The 19,095-nt window shown below is 42.7% G+C and carries 14 protein-coding genes and 1 tRNA gene; 9 read left to right on the plus strand and 6 right to left on the minus strand.

Annotation, left to right across the window (positions count from 1 at the left end):
- The first annotated feature begins 640 nt into the window (after positions 1-640).
- The 4 genes from V7L01_RS22165 (at position 641) to V7L01_RS22180 (ending at position 7,158) form a co-directional block, all read left to right on the plus strand.
- Positions 641-2,923: a peptidoglycan DD-metalloendopeptidase family protein gene (locus V7L01_RS22165; RefSeq protein WP_335038510.1), complete on the plus strand. Its 2,283-nt coding sequence runs from the start codon at positions 641-643 to the stop codon at positions 2,921-2,923.
- Positions 2,924-3,089: 166 nt separating this feature from the next.
- Positions 3,090-3,163: transfer RNA gene (locus V7L01_RS22170), tRNA-Met, on the plus strand.
- 647 nt (positions 3,164-3,810) lie between these two features.
- Positions 3,811-6,699 carry an excinuclease ABC subunit UvrA gene (gene uvrA / locus V7L01_RS22175; RefSeq protein WP_335038511.1) on the plus strand — a complete coding sequence of 963 codons (2,889 nt, stop codon included), beginning with the start codon at positions 3,811-3,813 and terminating at the stop codon, positions 6,697-6,699.
- Between the two features lie 141 nt (positions 6,700-6,840).
- On the plus strand, positions 6,841-7,158 hold the full coding sequence (locus V7L01_RS22180) for a PIN-like domain-containing protein (protein ID WP_335038513.1): 318 nt from the start codon (positions 6,841-6,843) through the stop codon (positions 7,156-7,158).
- 60 nt (positions 7,159-7,218) lie between these two features.
- Here V7L01_RS22180 and V7L01_RS22185 read toward each other — a convergent pair whose 3' ends face one another.
- Together V7L01_RS22185 and V7L01_RS22190 are read right to left on the minus strand one after the other, a co-directional pair.
- Positions 7,219-7,629 (minus strand): DUF2358 domain-containing protein, encoded by a 411-nt coding sequence (locus tag V7L01_RS22185; RefSeq protein ID WP_335038515.1) that lies wholly within the window; start codon positions 7,627-7,629, stop codon positions 7,219-7,221.
- A gap of 81 nt (positions 7,630-7,710) precedes the next feature.
- Complete coding sequence (locus V7L01_RS22190) at positions 7,711-7,947, minus strand: hypothetical protein (RefSeq protein WP_335038517.1); 237 nt, start codon at positions 7,945-7,947, stop codon at positions 7,711-7,713.
- 232 nt (positions 7,948-8,179) lie between these two features.
- Between V7L01_RS22190 and V7L01_RS22195 the strand changes: the two genes are divergently transcribed.
- Entirely contained in the window at positions 8,180-8,407 is a 228-nt protein-coding gene (locus V7L01_RS22195) for a helix-turn-helix domain-containing protein (protein WP_335038519.1), read from the plus strand.
- Positions 8,408-8,442: 35 nt separating this feature from the next.
- Here V7L01_RS22195 and V7L01_RS22200 read toward each other — a convergent pair whose 3' ends face one another.
- Positions 8,443-9,594, minus strand: coding sequence for a glycoside hydrolase family 10 protein (locus V7L01_RS22200; RefSeq protein ID WP_335038521.1), 1,152 nt, complete (start codon positions 9,592-9,594; stop codon positions 8,443-8,445).
- A gap of 33 nt (positions 9,595-9,627) precedes the next feature.
- Positions 9,628-10,446 carry a DUF1206 domain-containing protein gene (locus tag V7L01_RS22205; RefSeq protein WP_335038523.1) on the minus strand — a complete coding sequence of 273 codons (819 nt, stop codon included), beginning with the start codon at positions 10,444-10,446 and terminating at the stop codon, positions 9,628-9,630.
- A gap of 208 nt (positions 10,447-10,654) precedes the next feature.
- On the opposite strand from V7L01_RS22205, the gene V7L01_RS22210 reads away from it, so the two are divergent.
- Both V7L01_RS22210 and V7L01_RS22215 read left to right on the plus strand, forming a co-directional pair.
- Complete coding sequence (locus V7L01_RS22210) at positions 10,655-11,536, plus strand: alpha/beta fold hydrolase (RefSeq protein ID WP_335038525.1); 882 nt, start codon at positions 10,655-10,657, stop codon at positions 11,534-11,536.
- A 273-nt stretch (positions 11,537-11,809) separates the two neighbouring features.
- Positions 11,810-12,265: a pentapeptide repeat-containing protein gene (locus V7L01_RS22215; protein ID WP_335038527.1), complete on the plus strand. Its 456-nt coding sequence runs from the start codon at positions 11,810-11,812 to the stop codon at positions 12,263-12,265.
- Between the two features lie 270 nt (positions 12,266-12,535).
- Here the strand turns inward: V7L01_RS22215 and V7L01_RS22220 are convergent, their stop codons facing one another.
- Complete coding sequence (locus V7L01_RS22220) at positions 12,536-14,647, minus strand: M3 family metallopeptidase (protein ID WP_335038529.1); 2,112 nt, start codon at positions 14,645-14,647, stop codon at positions 12,536-12,538.
- 368 nt (positions 14,648-15,015) lie between these two features.
- Here V7L01_RS22220 and V7L01_RS22225 point away from each other — a divergent pair, with 368 nt between their 5' ends.
- Positions 15,016-15,690 carry a Uma2 family endonuclease gene (locus tag V7L01_RS22225; RefSeq protein ID WP_335038531.1) on the plus strand — a complete coding sequence of 225 codons (675 nt, stop codon included), beginning with the start codon at positions 15,016-15,018 and terminating at the stop codon, positions 15,688-15,690.
- 339 nt (positions 15,691-16,029) lie between these two features.
- A complete protein-coding gene (locus tag V7L01_RS22230; RefSeq protein ID WP_335038533.1) occupies positions 16,030-16,986 on the plus strand; it encodes a hypothetical protein in 957 nt (318 codons plus the stop codon).
- Positions 16,987-17,272: 286 nt separating this feature from the next.
- Here V7L01_RS22230 and V7L01_RS22235 read toward each other — a convergent pair whose 3' ends face one another.
- The gene (locus V7L01_RS22235; RefSeq protein ID WP_335038535.1) at positions 17,273-19,093 is read right to left on the minus strand and encodes an ABC transporter ATP-binding protein; all 1,821 of its coding nucleotides are present in this window, start codon (positions 19,091-19,093) and stop codon (positions 17,273-17,275) included.
- Positions 19,094-19,095: the final 2 nt, after the last annotated feature.

Genomic DNA, 19,095 nt, shown 5'->3' on the forward strand with positions numbered 1-19,095 from the left:
AGATACTTACAAGAGAGGGAAGGTTATTATAAGAAATTTGTATATAAAACTTCGGATATTGCCAAGTTTGAATGATAGATTTTGATGAATTTGCAACATCCTAAATTAGGGAGCAAAAGTGCTAAAACCGATTCATGTCTTACGTTTGAGTTATTTTTGCTCAAGGAACGCTAGAAGGCAGCCTAAAAGTAGCCGATAGTTAATACGGTTGTTTTTTAGGGAATAATCAACGTAAAGTCTCGTGTTGAAGAAGACGGATTGGGTAGAAATATCTTGAAGATATCTACAGCAGGGGACATAACTTTTCCAAAAGTCGTAGCAATTTAATTCTTAGCAGCGACTATGGACTTGGCAAATAGTTTGTCCAGTCCCCGCGATTGGCGCAAGACAAGCGTGGACAATGGTAAAGAGGAAAACGTCCTAAGTGGTGTTAGGAGTGGTTCGGACAAGTAAACACAGCAAATTTTAAGTTTTGCTCCCATGTGTGAACTTGTTTAAATCAGAGAAGCAGGTTAATCTTGCGTAAGCATCTCTGGTGAATGCGATCTCGATCTATCGTTCGTTGCGATCTAAATCATTGACTGGTATCCAACTGAAAAATCGAGGTCAGTTAAGCGCTAGTGATCATAGGAGGTCGTCTTTGAAACGAGCATTAAAAAAGAGAGTAAAAGCTGTGTTGAACAATAACCCCAGCAGCGATGATGCCCCGGTAGAACTGCTAAATGTGATGAATCCGAAAGTTAACCGCCGGGTGCGGACAAAAGCTGCCATGATTGGCTTGGCAATCTCTATGGGAGCAACCAGCCTTTTGGTGACTCGACAAAGCGATCAAGCCCAAGCAGCAGTGCCAGTAGGCAGCCAAAAGGCTTCTTCTTCGATTCCTGCTGTTCCTGACACTGAAGTGAAATTTGCCTCCACAAAGCTGGGGTCCCAAGCAGTCTCATCAGCGAGCGTGCCGGAAAATCCTGTTATCGTGGAACCAACGGCAGCCTCACAAGTGCCTGGGCTTGAAGCTAAATGGCAAGTTGCAGCAAATGGAATGTCTTCGCAAGTTCCTGCATCAGAAACCTTTTCTCAAGGAACAACGGTTTATAAAAATTCTACCTACGTGAAGCCCCAAGTGGCACAGGGATTGAACAATACCTTAGCCGAGACTAGTTTTCCAACAGTTAATAATCTGTCTGACTCTAGTGCTAATGGTGTTGGTAGTATAAATGCATCACTAGCTGCCCAGCCACAAACAGTGGCAACATCAACCGCAGCCAACAGTGAAATAAATGCACAACTTAAGGCGCAACAAGAGTTCGCACTAAATCGCTTACAAGAAAAATCGAACCGTTTAAGAAAGAGTCTGGCGGAGTTGCGGTCTGGGGAGACCAAAAATTTATCACAAGCTGATATAGAGTTGGCGCAGCCGACAACTGTAGTTGAGAAGACTCTATTAGCTAAGTCAGAGACTTCTAGCGATGCAAGCAAAGCGAGCCTGATATCGAAGTTAAAACAGAAGACACAGACGAGCGCACTTGTACCAGCTACACCAACAGTTATTGCTTCCTCGACTCATACAGCCTACGAAGTTAAGCCTGGAGATACACTAGCAGCGATCGCCAGCAGACACAACACTTCAGTATCAGAACTAGTTAAGGCAAATAACCTCAATAATCCAAATGAACTGCGAATTAGTCAAAAACTGATTATTCCTGCTGTTCAAGTTGAGGCAACTGTAGCGACTAAGCCAACTTTTGTAGAGTCCAGCAAAACTCCAAAGGTAGCAACCTCCCCTGTGAATATTGGTAGTGCCAACTCATATCTACCTAGTTCACAATCACCAACTATTGCCGACAAGAGTAGCGTTGTTGTTCCTACACCGGTAACTGTTCAGATTCAGGCAAATAGTGCGACCGACTTAGAAACACCTGCCCCCACTGTTAGGTCTTATGGCGTCGGTGGTGACATTCCAGTGCCACAAGCTTTTGCCGAAATTCAACAGCCTAAAACACCAGCAAATAGGGTAGCAAGAGGAAACAATAATAATGACCGTTTGCGGGGCTTACAAGGGGAAATTCAGAGATTACAGCAGAAATATCGCGCTCAACAGTCTGGTAACTTAGTTATGCCAGCAGCTACCGAGACAAATAATGCTGCGATGCTCACTCCTATTTCTACCCCTAATAATTTCCCTGTGCCCAACGTCGCAGTCCGACCGAATAGTGTAGCGATACCAATTCCAGTTCCTACACCTATTAGATCTAACTATAGCTTTGAGCCAATTAAGCCCCAATTCCGTGCTACTCTCCCGACTAACGAGCCAGTAAATCCAGATTTCTTGCCTAATCTAGGCTCTGCTAGTCAGTGGACTCCTTCTCGCAATCCATCTGGCACAAGGGTTGCAACGCCTACTGGAAGAGTAAATGCCTCTGACTCCTTAGGAAAGATGCGAGGAACCACAGTTTCTCCACAGATACTACCGCCTTTGGCAGCAGTGGATCAATATCTGCCCAGACCCATTGATGAACTTACACCCCCTCCATCTTCCTCAACCTTAGCTTACACCTGGCCAGCAAAGGGTACCCTTACTTCTGGCTATGGCTGGCGCTGGGGAAGAATGCACAAAGGAATTGACGTTGCTAACTCCACTGGTACGCCAGTCGTAGCCTCCGCTGAGGGTACGATAGAAAAAGCCGGCTGGAACAATGGTGGTTACGGCAACCTTGTCGAAATCCGCCATCCTGATGGCAGCACGACTCGCTATGCTCATAACAGCAAGATTCTGGTGCAAGCAGGTCAGCAGGTGCATCAAGGAGAAACAATTGCTTTAATGGGTAGCACTGGTCATAGCACTGGCCCACACAGCCACTTTGAAATCCACCCATCAGGAAAGGGTGCTGTTAACCCAATCGCTATGTTGCCAGCTCGTCTGTAATTATTGGCTGTCTGTAAACTAAATTATTGCCTTGTTAGTTGAGGGAGTTTACCTCCCTCTTTTACTTTCTATGACCTCAACAGGAACGGAATTTTAACAAAATTGCAAAAGGGGCTAGTCTTAAGCAAATTTGTATGCTATATTAGTTAATGACTTGAATATACCTGGCTCAGTAGCTCAGTTGGTTAGAGCACGGGACTCATAAGCCTGGGGTCGTTGGTTCAACTCCGACCTGAGCCACTTTAAAAATCAGTCTATATAGGGGTTTCAGCTTCTAGTTGTACATTATAAAGTGATATTATGTCCCTTTAAATAATTGTCATTGCAAGCAGAGCGTGGCAATCTCAAAATCTTGCTATTGCTTCATTTCACTTCGTTAAATTCACAATGACATACCGAAAATGATTGATCGGGCACGATGGGAAAAGCGATCGCTTGGTCAAAAAGAAATCCGATCGCAGTTTAGAATCTAATTTTTGCAGTGATTCTAAGCTTAAATGTAGAGCTTAAAGCGTAGGCGTAGCCCGTCGTAGACATCGCTTGATAATGAAAAGACGCAATTCAAGTTCAGAACTCGGAACGCCGAGTAAAAAGGTGGAAGTTCCGAGTTAAACCTTACTGTATGCTATTATAAGCAACTGGTTAACCGTCACTATCTAGGTAAATGACCTTTGGCTGGGTCGGCGGTTGGATTTGCGATACCATAGCTTCGCCCTCAGAAGGATATTTAATCGCGATGCTTCCAAACTAGCCGACTCTTAAGGATGTCTGCACCATGAATCTGGAACGATAACTAACCAAAACAGTACGATTGTTCTACTATAAACTAATTAAAGATAGTATTATTAAGGACTGTTTCATCAGAAACTCCTTCTTCGCCGCCCAATATGTCAGACAAACAGCTAGCAGCATCCTTGAATGGACATCTTCCGTACCCCAGCCACAACAGCCAGAATACCATTCGGATTCGGGGTGCTAGGCAGCATAATCTGAAAAATATTGACTTGGAATTGCCACGCGATCGCCTAATCGTATTCACTGGCGTTTCTGGTTCTGGTAAGTCTTCCCTAGCCTTTGATACCATTTTCGCTGAAGGGCAACGTCGCTATGTGGAATCCCTCAGCGCCTACGCACGGCAATTTTTAGGACAACTGGATAAGCCGGATGTCGAAGCCATTGAAGGCTTAAGTCCAGCGATTTCTATTGACCAAAAGTCAACGTCTCATAACCCGCGTTCCACTGTGGGTACGGTGACAGAGATTTACGACTATTTGCGGCTGTTATTTGGTCGGGCTGGCGAACCCCATTGTCCGATATGCGATCGCTGTATTGCACCCCAGACAATCGATGAGATGTGCGATCGCATCATGGAATTACCAGATCGTACCCGCTTCCAAATTCTTGCACCCGTTGTCCGGGGGAAGAAAGGCACACACCGGAAGCTTTTGTCAAGTCTGGCATCTCAAGGTTTTGTCCGCGTGCGAATCAATGGCGAGATCCGCGAACTGTCAGATTCCATTGAATTGGATAAAAACTTTACCCACACCATCGAAGTGGTAATTGACCGCTTGGTGAAAAAGGCTGATATTCAGGAGCGTTTGGTTGATTCCCTGTCTACGTGTCTCAAGCAATCGGGTGGGATTGCAGCCATTCTGGTGAGTCTGCTTGGTGACGACGGACAAGAAAAGGAAGAAGAATTAGTATTTTCGGAAAACTTTGCCTGTCCAGAACATGGCGCGGTAATGGAGGAACTATCACCGCGATTGTTCTCCTTTAACTCACCTTATGGTGCTTGTCCGCACTGTCACGGAATTGGGACTTTAAGAAGATTTGCGCCTGATTTGATAGTACCCGACTGGGAAGCGCCAGTTTATGCTGCGATCGCGCCTTGGTCAGAAAAAGATAATTCTTATTATCTGGAATTACTCTATAGTGTGGGGCAAATTTATGGGTTTGAGTTACAGACAAATTGGAGCAAGCTGACAGAAGAACAGCAGCAAATTATTTTGTTTGGAGAGAAAGACGAACGAGCCGCAGAAGCACAGAGGAAGCAGAGTTTTAAAGGTGCTATTCCAATTTTGCAACGGCAGTATGAGGGTGGTTCTGAATTAATTAAACAAAAATTAGAGCAGTATTTAATCGATCAACCGTGTGAAGTTTGTCTGGGAAAACGGTTAAAACCGGAAGCCTTGGCGGTGAAGTTGGGACAATATGGAATTTTAGAATTGACTACCGTATCAATTCGAGATTGTCGGGAGAGAATTGAGCAATTTAAGTTGAGCGATCGCCAGTTACAAATTGCTGATTTAGTCCTGCGAGAAATCAAAGCCAGATTGCAATTTTTGTTAGATGTAGGTTTAGATTATCTCACCCTCGATCGTCCCGCCATGACCCTTTCTGGTGGCGAAGCCCAACGAATTCGTCTAGCAACACAGATTGGTTCTGGTTTAACAGGAGTTCTCTACGTTTTAGATGAACCGAGTATTGGTTTGCATCAACGAGATAATGGCAGATTGCTCAAAACCTTAACGAAATTGCGTGATTTGGGTAATACATTAATTGTCGTTGAACACGATGAAGAAACAATTCGCGCAGCTAACCATATAGTTGATATTGGGCCTGGTGCAGGAATTCACGGCGGAAATATTATCGCCCAAGGTGATTTTGAGGCGTTATTAGCAGCAGAAGATTCTTTGACGGGTGCATATTTATCAGGAAGGCGAGTAATTACCACACCAGCAGAACGCCGAGAAGGAAATGGGCGTAGTTTGGGAATTAAAAATGCCCATCGCAACAATTTACAAAATATAGATGTAGACATTCCGCTAGGTAAACTCGTCTCGATCACTGGTGTGTCTGGTTCTGGCAAATCTACCCTGATTAACGAATTACTCTACCCATCTCTGCAACACCATTTAACAAAGAAAGTTCCCTTACCCAGACATTTGGATAAAATTCAGGGATTAAACGCGATTGATAAAGCGATCGTTATCGATCAATCCCCAATTGGACGCACGCCACGTTCTAACCCTGCAACTTACACAGGAATTTTCGATGCCATTCGAGATGTATTTTCCCAAACAGTAGAAGCCAAAGCTAGGGGTTACAAACCTGGACAATTTTCCTTCAACGTTAAAGGTGGACGTTGCGAAGCTTGTAGCGGACAGGGTGTGAATGTTATTGAAATGAACTTTCTCCCAGATGTTTATGTGCAATGCGAAATTTGTAAGGGTGCAAGATATAACCGCGAAACTTTGCAGGTGAAGTATAAAGATAAGTCAATCTCTGATGTTCTGAGAATGACAGTTGAAGAGAGTTTAGACTTTTTCCAGAATATCCCCAAAGCGATCGCGCGTTTGCAAACTTTATTTGATGTCGGCTTGGGTTATGTCCAACTAGGACAACCTGCAACTACCTTATCTGGAGGTGAAGCGCAACGGGTAAAATTGGCAACAGAACTATCTCGACGCGCTACAGGAAAGACACTTTATTTAATAGATGAACCGACAACAGGGTTATCTTTTTACGATGTCCACAAATTGTTAGATGTGTTGCAAAGATTGGTAGATAAAGGTAATTCAATATTAGTAATTGAACACAACTTAGATGTAATTCGTTGTTCTGATTGGGTGATAGATTTGGGGCCAGAAGGTGGCGACAAAGGCGGAGAATTGATTGCTGTGGGTACACCGGAGGAAGTTGCAAAAAATCCCAGGTCTTATACTGGGCAATATTTAAAGCAAGTTTTGAAGCAGTATCCGGCGGTGAAGAAGTAGAGTTTTTTGTCTCACGCAAAGGTGCAAAGCAAAGAATAGGAAAAAAAAGACTTTTATTAAGAAGCCCCTTTTTGTTGTTGAGTGCTATCCTTGTATGGATAGGCACTATACTTTAAGCATATATTAGGGAATTATCAAGAAATGAATATGCGTAATTTATTTCCTGGCTATTACCAGCCTACAGAGGAAGAGTTTGCTGAACTATGGAAAGAATGTATTTTTTCATTTGATACAAATGTTTTATTACGTATTTATCAGTATTCTCCTAAAACTAGGGAAAGATTTTTTGACATTCTTCACAAGCTTAAACAAAGGATTTGGATTCCATATCAAGTCGCTTACGAGTTTCATAAAAATCGTTTGACTAAGATATCTGATCAGTCAAAAGCTTACGACGATATTCAGAGAATTTTAGATAAAAATCTACAAAATTTAAAAGGTGATTTAGCACATTCTTGATCTGCAATCGGCCGATCGTATCTTGGAATTTAGTGCAGTAACTTGTTATAATGCTGCACTTTAGCTCTCTTTTTCTCTTTGCCAAAACTGCCGTAAAATCTCCCCTGGTTTACGATCCCAGGTGTCGATATGCTCGTATATCAAATTATCTTGATTTAGTTTATAAGTTGAGTAGCCATTAAAAAGCAAACCTGCTTTCCAGGGAACACGCAACACTCCCCGCACTGTCCACTTTGCTAAAATTGTGTCTTCGGTTGACTGATAAACCTCATGAACATCAAAGTAAATTTGGGTAAAAAATAGCCGAGCGTGAAATCGCAAAGTCCAAAATATAATGCGATAGTTAAATTTGTATTTGAATGTATTAACCGGGTCTTTAAAATAGATATCCTGTGTATAGATATCATAGGAAATATCTTTTTGAAAAAGTGTTGGTAAATCTTGTTTGAGAGTTTCAATTATCTGTTCCATCTGCGAATGACTGTGTAGTTTGAATTTTTGCCATCGCCCCCAACTACTATCAGCTAGAGGCGATGTCTAGGCACTTAAGTGTTAAACGCTAACATTAATGTAACGAATCAAGATTCTAATTACCTCACCACTGACAGGAGATGGTAAAAGTGGAGTCCATTCGCTCACTTCGGCAAAGCCAAGAACATGCAACTGGTGAACAATACTATTCACGTTTTTGGTAGCACCGCAGGCTATTAGGCGAACAGGTTGTTTGCCTTGAGGTGCATCAGGTATAGGCGCTTTGAGTAAATCTGAAACTGAAAGAGGTTCTATCATAGTCAGTATCACCTGATTTTTAGTTGGTGAACAAGCGATCGCACTCAAGTTGTCTAGGCGAGAGGCGCGATCGCTTTGTCATCTGTACACACCAAGTTTATTCTGAATCGAGGATATTTACAACCGCTGCGGTCTAATAAAAGACTTTAGCAGTCTAATAAAGAATAATTGCTGAAACAAAGTGTTAGTATCTGCCTTGCTACATCATGGATATTAACTGAGCATTTTAGTGGTGATTCGATGGAAATTGGCAGTCATGATGGCTGAACGCAATATTAGTAACAAAGAACTGGCTCTTTTAACTGGAATGAATGCTAGGTCAGTTTCTAGGCTAAAAGTTCGTCGTCGCCTTACTAGAATTGACGAATCTACGTTGAATGCACTTTGCAAAGCCCTGAAGTGTCAGCCAGGGGACTTATTGGTTTATGAAGAGGATAAGCCTGATATTAAAGAGAAATAGCCTGATAAAGACCATCACAGACCGACTACAATCTATTAAAGATTTCTCAAAAACCTTTCCACCTTGTGCCAAATAGAAGATGTCTTCTTGTTACTCACACCACCTGCACTCAAATCTGACAGAGTGGGAAATGATGCAGACTTAGCATAGGGGCCATTTCGCAAAACTTTAGCTAGGGTATTGTTATTTTCGCGCAAACCTTCGTAAAAAAAGAATACTTCTCCTTGAATGCCAAGTTGACGATTGTATTCAATTGCCTGCACCAGATATTCTGGACTAATACAATAACTGCCAAGCTTCATCAGTATTCCCGGCGCTAACTTCGGCAGCGTCGCATCTGTGAACTGCTGGTTTACCAGTTTATCAGCGATCGCCTGATAACTTCTAAAGTCACGGCGATAAATCTGCGGCTGAATCATATCAACTATTCCCAGGTTCAGCCATGCGGGTGAGTCTTGCAGATATTCCTGGAATGCCCAATCATGGATATTAGGTGCGATCGCTACTAATAAATTAGGATTCACCGCTTTTACCTCCCGGTAGAGACGCGCCAAGAAGTCAGTGAGAATATCTGCACGCCACTGTAACCAATGTCTATCCTTGGGGTTCTCTGGCGGATTGCGATCGAATTCCTGGCGATAGCGGGTGACAGTTCCCTCATCATAGCCACCTTCAGAGGGGAATGCTGGCAAGCGATCGTCTCCTTGAACACCATCCACATCATAATTCTTTACAACTTCCAGCACTAAGTTCAAGAAGAATTCCTGCACCTGTGAGTCGAGTGCATTCAACCATTCAAAGCCGTTTTTGTTTAGTAAGTTGCCGTTGCGATCGCGTGCAGCCCATTCCGGTTTTTTCTGTAAAAGTACACCACCATTCAAATTGTAGGAACTGGCAAAACCGTATTCAAACCAAGGAATAACTTTTAACCCGACTCGCCGCGCCTCAATTATCACTTCTTCTAAAGGGTCGCGACCTACAGACATAGGGTCAATTTCGACTCCAAATGTCTGCTGCATTGTTTGACTGGGATATAAAGTTACTGCCTTATTCCAAACAACGGGAAACACCACATTAAATCCCGTCTCGGCAAGGAAATCCATCGCCTCGGCAATGCGTTCCTTTGACCTAAGAACCTTACTATCAGTAGTAGTCAGCCAAATACCACGGGTTTCTATTATTGCCATTTCTAGAAATTGAAATTCTCGGCACTGCACCATCTAAACATTGACTAGCCGACGATACCGCGCCTGTATTATTGTGTAAATCCCATAGGCAACTAAACCTAGTGCCACAATACCCAAAAGCCATGCTCCGTTAGGCTGTTGCGCTAGCGTCTGTAATACTTCATCCAAACCTTCTGCGGTAGCGGCGTCCGATTGCCTTGCGGCTTCAATTAAAAACCAACCGATAATAGAAAATACTATACCCCGTGCCGCTAAACCAAATCTGGAAATCCTCATTACCCATTGAGCTTCTGTTTCGCTTAACTCAGTTAAATTGAGTTCTTTACGAAATTTGCCACTAAAAGCTTGATAAAACTGATAAAAACCTAGAGCAATTACAAACACCCCCACAGTTCCAACTAACCATTCACCAAAGGGTTGAGAAAGCAAACGTGCTGTCGAATCTTCAGTAGAATCACTACTATTTTTACCGCTGCCTGTACCCATAACAATTTGCACGGCACTTAAGGCTAAACTTGCATAAATCAAGCCATTAACTGCGTAACCAATTCGCACTGCCAAACCTTTGGCATCATTACCTTTATTTTCTGGGTCTTTAATTGCCTGTACAAAACGCCAGATTACGTATCCAATCAAGCCAATTGCAACTAAAGCCAGCAAAAATTTACCAAATGGCTGGTTGACGATTGTTTGAAGAGCGCCTTGGGTATCAGTTGTTTTACCACCCCTACCAAAAGCCGCCTGTGCTGCTAGTAGTCCAACTATACCGTAAACTACTCCCTTAGAAACATAGCCAAATCGTCCCAGTCGCTCAACCCACAATGAAGCATGGTTTGTCAACTGTTGTGTCATGAGTAGTTGGAGATAATTATTATATCTACTTTTACCAAAATTTACCCACGATTTACATCTACCGTAAGGCAAATTGTCTAATATTTTTGCAAAGAATCACTATAGTAATACTGTCTTTTAATAGATGTGAGGCTACTCAAAATAACATTACAGTTGTTAAGTACAGTATTACTATTTAGTGTTTTTTAATGCTGAATTTGGATTAATTATGTCTCTAATAGAAAGTTCTTGGAAACACGAATATCTAACTACCAATGGGGTAAAACTACACTATGTTACCCAAGGTGAAGGCCCTTTAATGTTGATGTTGCATGGCTTTCCTGAATTTTGGTACTCTTGGCGCAATCAAATACCAGAATTTGCTCAAGATTTTAAAGTCGTCGCCCTTGACTTGCGTGGCTACAACGATAGTGATAAACCAAATGAGCAATCAGCTTATGTAATGGATGAATTTATCAAAGATGTAGAGGGACTAATTAAAGGATTAGGATACCAAAAATGTGTATTAGTTGGCCATGATTGGGGAGGTGCGATCGCTTGGAATTTCGCATACACTCACCCCGAAATGTTAGAACAATTAATTATTCTTAACCTGCCTCATCCTGCCAAATTTGCTCAAGGATTACGAACTCCCCAACAATTGCTACGTAGCAATTACATATTCCTCTTTCAACTACCCTGGATACCAGAACTACTTTTACAATCTTCCGATTACCAAGCTATTGAAACAGCTTTTAAAGGTACAGCAGTTAACAAGAGTGCTTTCACACAAGCCGATATTGACGCATATAAAAATGCTGCGGCAAAACGCGGTGCCCTAACAGCAATGTTGAACTATTACCGCAATATTTTTCAGCAGAGAATGTTAAATCCAAATTGGGGCGTTCTGGAAGTACCAACACTGATGATTTGGGGAGAAAATGACACTGCACTCGGCAAGGAACTAACCTATGACACCGCAGCTTATGTCAGAGATTTTCAAATCAAGTATATTCCTAATTGTGGTCATTGGGTGCAGCAAGAACAGCCGGAATTGGTTAATCAGTATATGCGAGAATTTTTGAGGACTAAAACTAACAGTATTTACTAAGAAGTATAAATACTTATCAAAGTAGCGAAATTATGGCGAGTCGTGCAAGCTTTTAAAAAGATTTAACAGTGATTTAATATCGGCAGTTTTTTAGGCATTGTCAAGTAAAAATCGCCAGAAATCCGAATTAACGGCATTTCTTAGATTACAGTCATCCCTGTCTCATATCACAATCAACTTGTGAGGAGATAGATTGACCTTCTGAAGATTAGTGAGATAATAGAGTTGTGAGGGACAGAACGGACGCAACTTGATTATTTAAGGGGGAAAATTATGAAACTCCAGCTATTAGCGGCCATGGCCTTAGCAACTCCCCTATTGTTCATTAGCTCGGTTAGAGCCGAGAATCCGCAGGACTTACAAAAGCTACTTTCAACTGGGGAATGCATCCAGTGCAATCTAGCGGGAGCTAACCTCAGTGGCGCTCATTTAATTGGTGCTGACTTGAGAGGCTCGAAGCTCCAAGGAGCCAACCTTGTAGGCGCTAACCTCGAAGGTGCTGACTTAACTGGTGCAAACTTGGCAGGTGCCAACCTAACATCAGCTTATGTAAGCAATGTGAATTTGAAGCAAGTCAATCTCAACGGGGTAAATTTTACTGGCGCTACGATTCACGATTCTAATGTGTATCAAGCATCTATGAACGATCTCAATCTCACTGATGCGGAAATATTTAACACTGGAATCGGGATTGGTGGAGAAGATGCCGAGATTCCCGATTGGAAATAGGCTGAACTGAGTAGGCAGGTTAAAATAAACACAACATAGCTTTTTGCAGGTTTTAAATCAGGAAAACTGGTTTTTTGCCAGCATTATCCTTAAAATCTGCCTATACAAAAATAAAAAATGAACCCCCTCTGCCTTGTAATTACTTTACTATGACCAAAGCAAGGGGGGTTTCTTATTGAGATTGAATCGAATATCCGGGTAAAAAAGTGCTTTGCAAAGATTTGATGCGAGTAGAGACGTTGCATTGCAACGTCTCTACAGAGGTATTGTTTAGTTTACAGCAGCACTAACTAAACCATTGTGCCTGAGCAAAGCGATCGTACTTGGTTCGCGACCCCGGAAAGTTTTAAACACCTCCATTGGATGCTGACCGCCACCAAGTGCCAGCACCGTATCCCGATAACGCCGACCTGTAGCTTTTATAGCTTCTTCATCTTCTAGCCCAGCTTCTTCAAAAGCGGCAAAAGCATCAGCGCTCAGTACCTCGGCCCACTTATAGCTGTAGTAGCCCGCTGCATAACCACCCTCAAAAATATGTCCAAAAGCACATAAAATCGAATCTTCTGGAAGTGGTGGTAAAACGGTAGTAGTCTTAGCTATGCGATGACGCACATCTGACGGAGTTTCATTACTATCAGGGCTATAGCGGTAGTGTAGTTCTAAATCAAGACTGCTCATGTGGATCTGCCGCAACATAGCAGTACCACTCATATAATTACGCGCCGCTAACAGCTTTTGATAATAATGTTCAGGTAGGGCTTCACCAGTTTTGTAATGCTTCGCCATTCCAAAGAAAGTGGGTCGTTCATAGCACCAGTTTTCCATAAACTGGCTAGGTAGCTCCACTGCATCCCACTCCACGTTATTGATGCCTGCGGCTCCGGGATAGTCAACCTTGGTGAGCAGATGGTGCAATCCATGACCAAATTCGTGGAACAAAGTCTCTACTTCATAGAAAGTCATCAAACTCGGTTTCCCATCTACGGGAGGACTTTGATTACACACTAAATAAGCCACAGGTAAGCGGATGACAGTGACACCATTTTCAGTGATTTTGCCCCGATTGATGCATACATCCATCCAAGCACCACCGCGTTTCTCGGCTGGACGGCTATAGGGGTCTAAGTAGAAGTAGGCTATGGGAGAACCAGTTTCGTCAGCAATTTGGAAATAACGGACATCTTCATGCCATACTGGCGCTTGACCATCGGCAGAGGTAACAGTGACGCCAAACAGCCGCTTGACTAGCCCAAATAAGCCGTCCAACACTTGGGGAAGAGGGAAGTAGGGACGCAATTCTTCAGCGGTAAAGGCAAATTTTGCTTCTCGTTGGCGTTCTGCCCAAAAGCTGATGTCCCAGTGTTGTAAATCTGTAGCTTCTGCTGCTCCCTGTGCTGCTGCAAAAGCTTTGAGTTCTGCCAAGTCTTTGACAGCAGCATCATAACTAGCGCGGCGTAGTTCTTCTAATAGGGCGTTGACTGCCTCAACGTTGGGAGCCATTTTACTAGCCAGGCTCAATTGAGCAAAACTTTTAAAGCCTAATATATCTGCGAGTTCTTGGCGCAACTTCAAAATGCGCTCAATTAAGGGGTTGTTATCCAAATCGCCACTAGAAGCGCGAGTAATATGAGCTTTGTAGAGCTTTTCGCGCAAATCTCGACGGGTGCTGTGCTGCATGAAAGGGCCATAGCTGGGGAAGTCCAAAGTAATCCGCCAGGGGCCATTTTCTGGTGTGGCGTTTTCTTCTCCAGCCGCACGAGCAACTTGGGCTGCTAAACTCACTAAGCTTGGTGGTAAACCGTCAATTTCCGCTTGTGTTGTGAGGGTTAAGCTGAAGGCTTTAGTGGCATCAAGTACATGGTTAGAGAATTTGGTAGAAAGTTCTGCTAACTCCATCTGTATGGCGTTGAAACGCTCTCTTGCCTCTCCTTCTAAGCCAACGCCAGAAAGTTCTGCATCTCGAATGGCGGCTTCTACAATCCGCTGTTGGGCTAATTCTAAAGTTGCCCAACTATCACTGGTACGGAGTGCTTTAAAAGCATTGTAGATGGGTTGGCTCTGACCAAGCTTATTGATAAATTGTACCACTAGTGGCTGTACGATTTCATGAGCTTCGCGCAGTTTCGGGCTATTTTTAACACCCATTAAATGATTCACTACCCCCCAACTCCAAGTAAGCCGTTCTGTCAGCTTTTCTAAGGGTTCTACTAAATCACTCCAAGTAGGCTGTACATTAGCCTCTAAGGTGGCAAGCTGTTGGTCAAGTTCTGCCAGCAACTGATTAAAGGCTGGTACTACTCGTTCTGGTTTAATCTCTGCAAAGGGAGGTAAACCAATGCCTTGGAGTAGAGGATTGTCGGAAATAATGGTACTTGCACTCATGGTTTTGTGTGAACTGCGGATGAATAAAAATCAACAATGATTTTGATTTATATATCTTCTAATGTACCTACCGTTGTGCTAAATATTCTCGCTTCATAGCAAAATCACAAAACAAGGGAGAATTACTTACAAAATTATCCTGATACAGCTATTTTGTTTGGTTGTGAACGATACTTGACCGAAAAGGACAAGCGGATAAAAAGAAAAAACCTCTTGTCCACACAGTTTTAAGCCCCTAGATTTATCTATGGGGTTTCCCCTTGCGCCCCTGTCTCCTTGTCCTCTTAATTGACGACAGTTCCAGAAATATCAGCGAAAGTCTCTGAGATAATATAATTGCACCCATCCTTTCAATCAGGTGGCTAATTATGACTAGCCTCTTACCCAGTTCGCAATCAACAGAAGTTTTTTACCCAAGCTCGGATGGCGAACCATTGGCAGAAAGTTATGTTCATTTATATGCTCTACTGGTAACTTTAGAAGTATTGAGACAATATTTGCTGGGTCGGCAAGCAACGGTTTTGAGTAACCAGTTTCTCTATTATGCTCAAGGTTTTCCAAGGGTACGGGTAGCTCCAGATGTAATGGTGATTTTTAATGTCGCTCCTGGAGACCGGGATAATTACAAGATATGGGAAGAGGGACAAGTGCCTGTAGTAATCTTTGAAATGACTTCGGAGGGCACTAAAAACCAGGACACGGGTTTCAAAAAGACGCTGTATGAGCAGTTAGGAGTACTGGAATACTGGTTATTTGACCCCAAGGGAGAGTGGATTAAGGAGCAATTGCAAGGGTATCGGCTGCGAGGCGAGGTGTATGAGCCAATTACAGATAGTCGATGTGAACCTTTGCAGCTGCGCTTGCAAATAGAAGGGCAACTGATTGGTTTTTATCGAGAAGACACTGGGGAAAAGTTGCTGATTCCAGAGGAGTTGGCAGAGGCACTGAAACAGGAAAGATTGGTGAGAGAACAAGCAGAGTCACAGGTGAAAAGGTTGAAAGAACAATTGCGATCGCTAGGCGTCGATCCTGATACTATTTAGCCATAGATTTACGATCGCCTATAGCGAGTGCTTCACACATCGCAAAGTGCATTTACCTACCTCAACCCGATCGAAAGCGATCGCAAAAAGACATCATAATGTACTATGTCAAACAGGTAGCTCCTTTGCCAGGATGGGCCTTACCCTGAAATAAGCAGTTTCAACCCAGAATCCTACGCTTTCAAGGCGTGAGAGTGCCCAATTAACTTAGCGCGAGCGAGCGCCCTTGCCAAACATAAAAGGGAGGCTCTATATTTATGATTTTATTTGGCAACTCATCTTTTTACTCGTAAAATCGAAGACAAGATCAAGGTCAGTACAAATAGAGTCCTTAAATTAATGAATACGTTAATCAGTCAGGGTGGAAGAGCCATCACTAAATTTCAAGTGATAGACAGGATAAATGATATCGCTTGGCAAGCTCATCAAGGTAGCGTTGCTGCGATTATTCAGCTATTGAACGAAAAGCTAGCTAAGTGTGGTGTCAGAACTAGAGCCATTTTTTCTGATGGTGTCTTACAACTTCTGTGCGAGGCGGCTAGGGTAGAGCAACTTGAGCAATCTCCCCTTGTAGAACAAATCCAGCAAATTCTTGAGTCCATCGCCCCGCGTCACATTCGCCGAGTTAATATCAATAGTCGGATTGTTCGGGAACAACAATTACTGTGGTTAAAAGAAATAGATAGCGATCGCGAGAACCAACTGCTTTGGTCGCAGGAAATTACATTAATTCAGCCTAATATTGTCAAGCAACTAATTAAAGACTTCACAGAAGCTCAAGCTGAACTAGGAAAACCAAATTTTCCTAAAACTTCAGTCTCTCGTTCTTTAATACTTATTAACAAAGACAAACACAAAAATAAACCTAAAACAAAGATATTAGCAGCGGCTGGTTTATGCTCGCTATTGTTGCTTAGTTGGCTTGTTTATGCCCAGTTAGGTAATAAACTGAAAAACCTAATGCAAGTAGAATCTTCCAAATCTTTAACTACAGAAAATCCTAACGAGCAAAAAGCCCAAACACCATCCCATGCTGCTAACAATAACCTTTCTGAGCCAACTGATGACCCATTTTCACTATCTGTGCGAATTGCAAATCTTGCTTCTGCATCTGGTAAAACAGCCACAACCTCAACTCAGTGGTTAGAGATCGCTGCTAAGTGGCAACGGGCTTCAGATTTAATGGGCACGGTGCCACAAAACCACAGCCGTTATGAGGAAGCTAGGATTCGTACTCAACTATATAAGAAATACAGCGAGGCGGCGCAGAAAGAAGCGGATAAGAGTAAATCTTAATTTTTTGCTATTGGAAGAATTTTTCAGTATAACCAATACAGATATGACAAATTTTGTCAGAGATAAAACAAGGAAATTTTGAAGTAGAAGAGCTTAATTAAATTAAAACTCGTAGTAAGCGGCTCTAGTCTTTTAAAATCTTATGCAAAGCGATAAATCGCTCACTACGAACAAAAGTTTTATCTTACATTTAATTAAATCTATCTACTTACAAAGTAATTCCCTATGTCTTCGCGTCTCTTTTGATTCTTCTCCTCTTCGGTCACCTTTTCATTGTTTATATCCCCTAACTCAGGAGTTCTCCTGTTTCTTGCAGGGAATGCAAGCGACGGTAAATGCCCTCGTGACGCAAGAGTTCATCGTGGCTACCCACTTCTACAATTTTTCCTTGCTCTAGAACCACAATTTTATCTGCTTCTCGCACTGTGCTTAGGCGGTGGGCAATTACGATGGTGGTGCAAGTGCCCTGAATCGATCGCATTGCTAGCTGAATCGAACGCTCAGACTCATAATCTAAACTAGAGGTGGCTTCGTCAAAAACCAGCACGTCTGGTTCCACTAACAACGCCCTCGCAATTCCCAAGCGTTGTCTTTGTCCTCCAGATAACCTGACGCCTCGTTCCCCCACGACGGTGTAATAACCTTGGGGTAAGTGCTGCACTACTTCATCTACTCTGGCAATTCTACAGGCTTCTTGAACCTGCTCCAAACTGGCATCCGGTCTGCCGTAGGTGAGGTTATCTAATATAGTACCGTTAAAAACGTCTACTTCTTGGTGAACGATCGCTAGCCTTCGTCTATATTTACCCACATTCAAAGTCCGAATATCTTGACCATCAATCAGAATTTGACCTGCTTGAGGTTCAAAATATCGCAACAGCAACTTCACTAAAGTAGACTTACCAGAACCGGAACGCCCCACTAATGCGACTGTTTGGTATGGCTCAATCGACAAGTTAATATCTTGCAAAACTTGACGGTTGGCATCATATCCAAAAGTGACGTGCGACAGCTCAACTTTTCCAGTAAATTTATAAGGTGATTCTGTCTGGTTGCTCTCTTCTAAAAGACTAGCTGAATCAGATGCAATTGGCTCTTGCAGAAATTCGTGAAACCGCAGCATGGAAGAATAACGACGGGCAAAAACTTCTGCCAAGCTACTAATAGGTTCTAATTCGGCATATGCCATGCTAGAAAGAGTTAAGGTCATGACAAAGTGACCAAGAGAAATTCTCCCATTTACTGTTGCTGCTAGAGTCAAACCCAGAATTGTAAACACACAAAACTGAATTACGGTTCTTTGCCAAGTACCCAATATCGTATAACCTTTGTGGATGCGCTGCTCAACCACCGTTAGTTCGCGATCTAAACGTTGCTTTTGCCGTTTCAGTTCCCTAGCTTCTCTAGCAAATGCTTTCACCGTTTTGATATTGGTGATTAATTCGGAAGTGCGGCTTTCGGTGTCCTCTCCATATTTATCCAGACGAGTTTCGTATCTAATTAGCTGTTGTAGACTCCTCAAACTGAAGCTGAGAATAATTACAAAGGAAATAAGATATAAAATTGCAATCCGCCACTCAATGAACAAGATAAACACAAAAATTCCCAGCACACGAGCCAGTTTAGGAATCAACTGTCCGGTAACTTCAGGGTAACTAAAAGTATGATTAGAAATACCTCTAGCTACTCTTCCGGCAATGCGGCCAGGGTTATTTTCATCATAAAATTCTAATGGAAGAGTTAGAACTTTAGCGATCGCTGTTTCGTTTTTTTCTCGACGCGACCTGAAGGCTATATCCCAATGAAACCAATTGGTTAACCAGGGTTGTGTTGGCGCTCTCACTACAGTGACAACGAAAATTAAACCCAGTAATACACCCAAAGATAGAGTTTTATTAACTGGGTAATTGGTGATGTCTGAAAAATTGGCGATCGCACTTTGAAGTGGTTTATCCAACGGTCGATCGGACAAAACATTTAAAATCTGCCCGATCGCATAAGGAACAACCAAATCAATAATTTCGTAAATGCTCGATGTTGTAATACTGAAAACACTCAGCTTCCAGTCAGAGCGAAAGTAATCGACAATATCTTGAAATTTGGCCATGA

This window comes from Nostoc sp., from assembly GCF_036917095.1.
Classification (GTDB): domain Bacteria; phylum Cyanobacteriota; class Cyanobacteriia; order Cyanobacteriales; family Nostocaceae; genus Nostoc.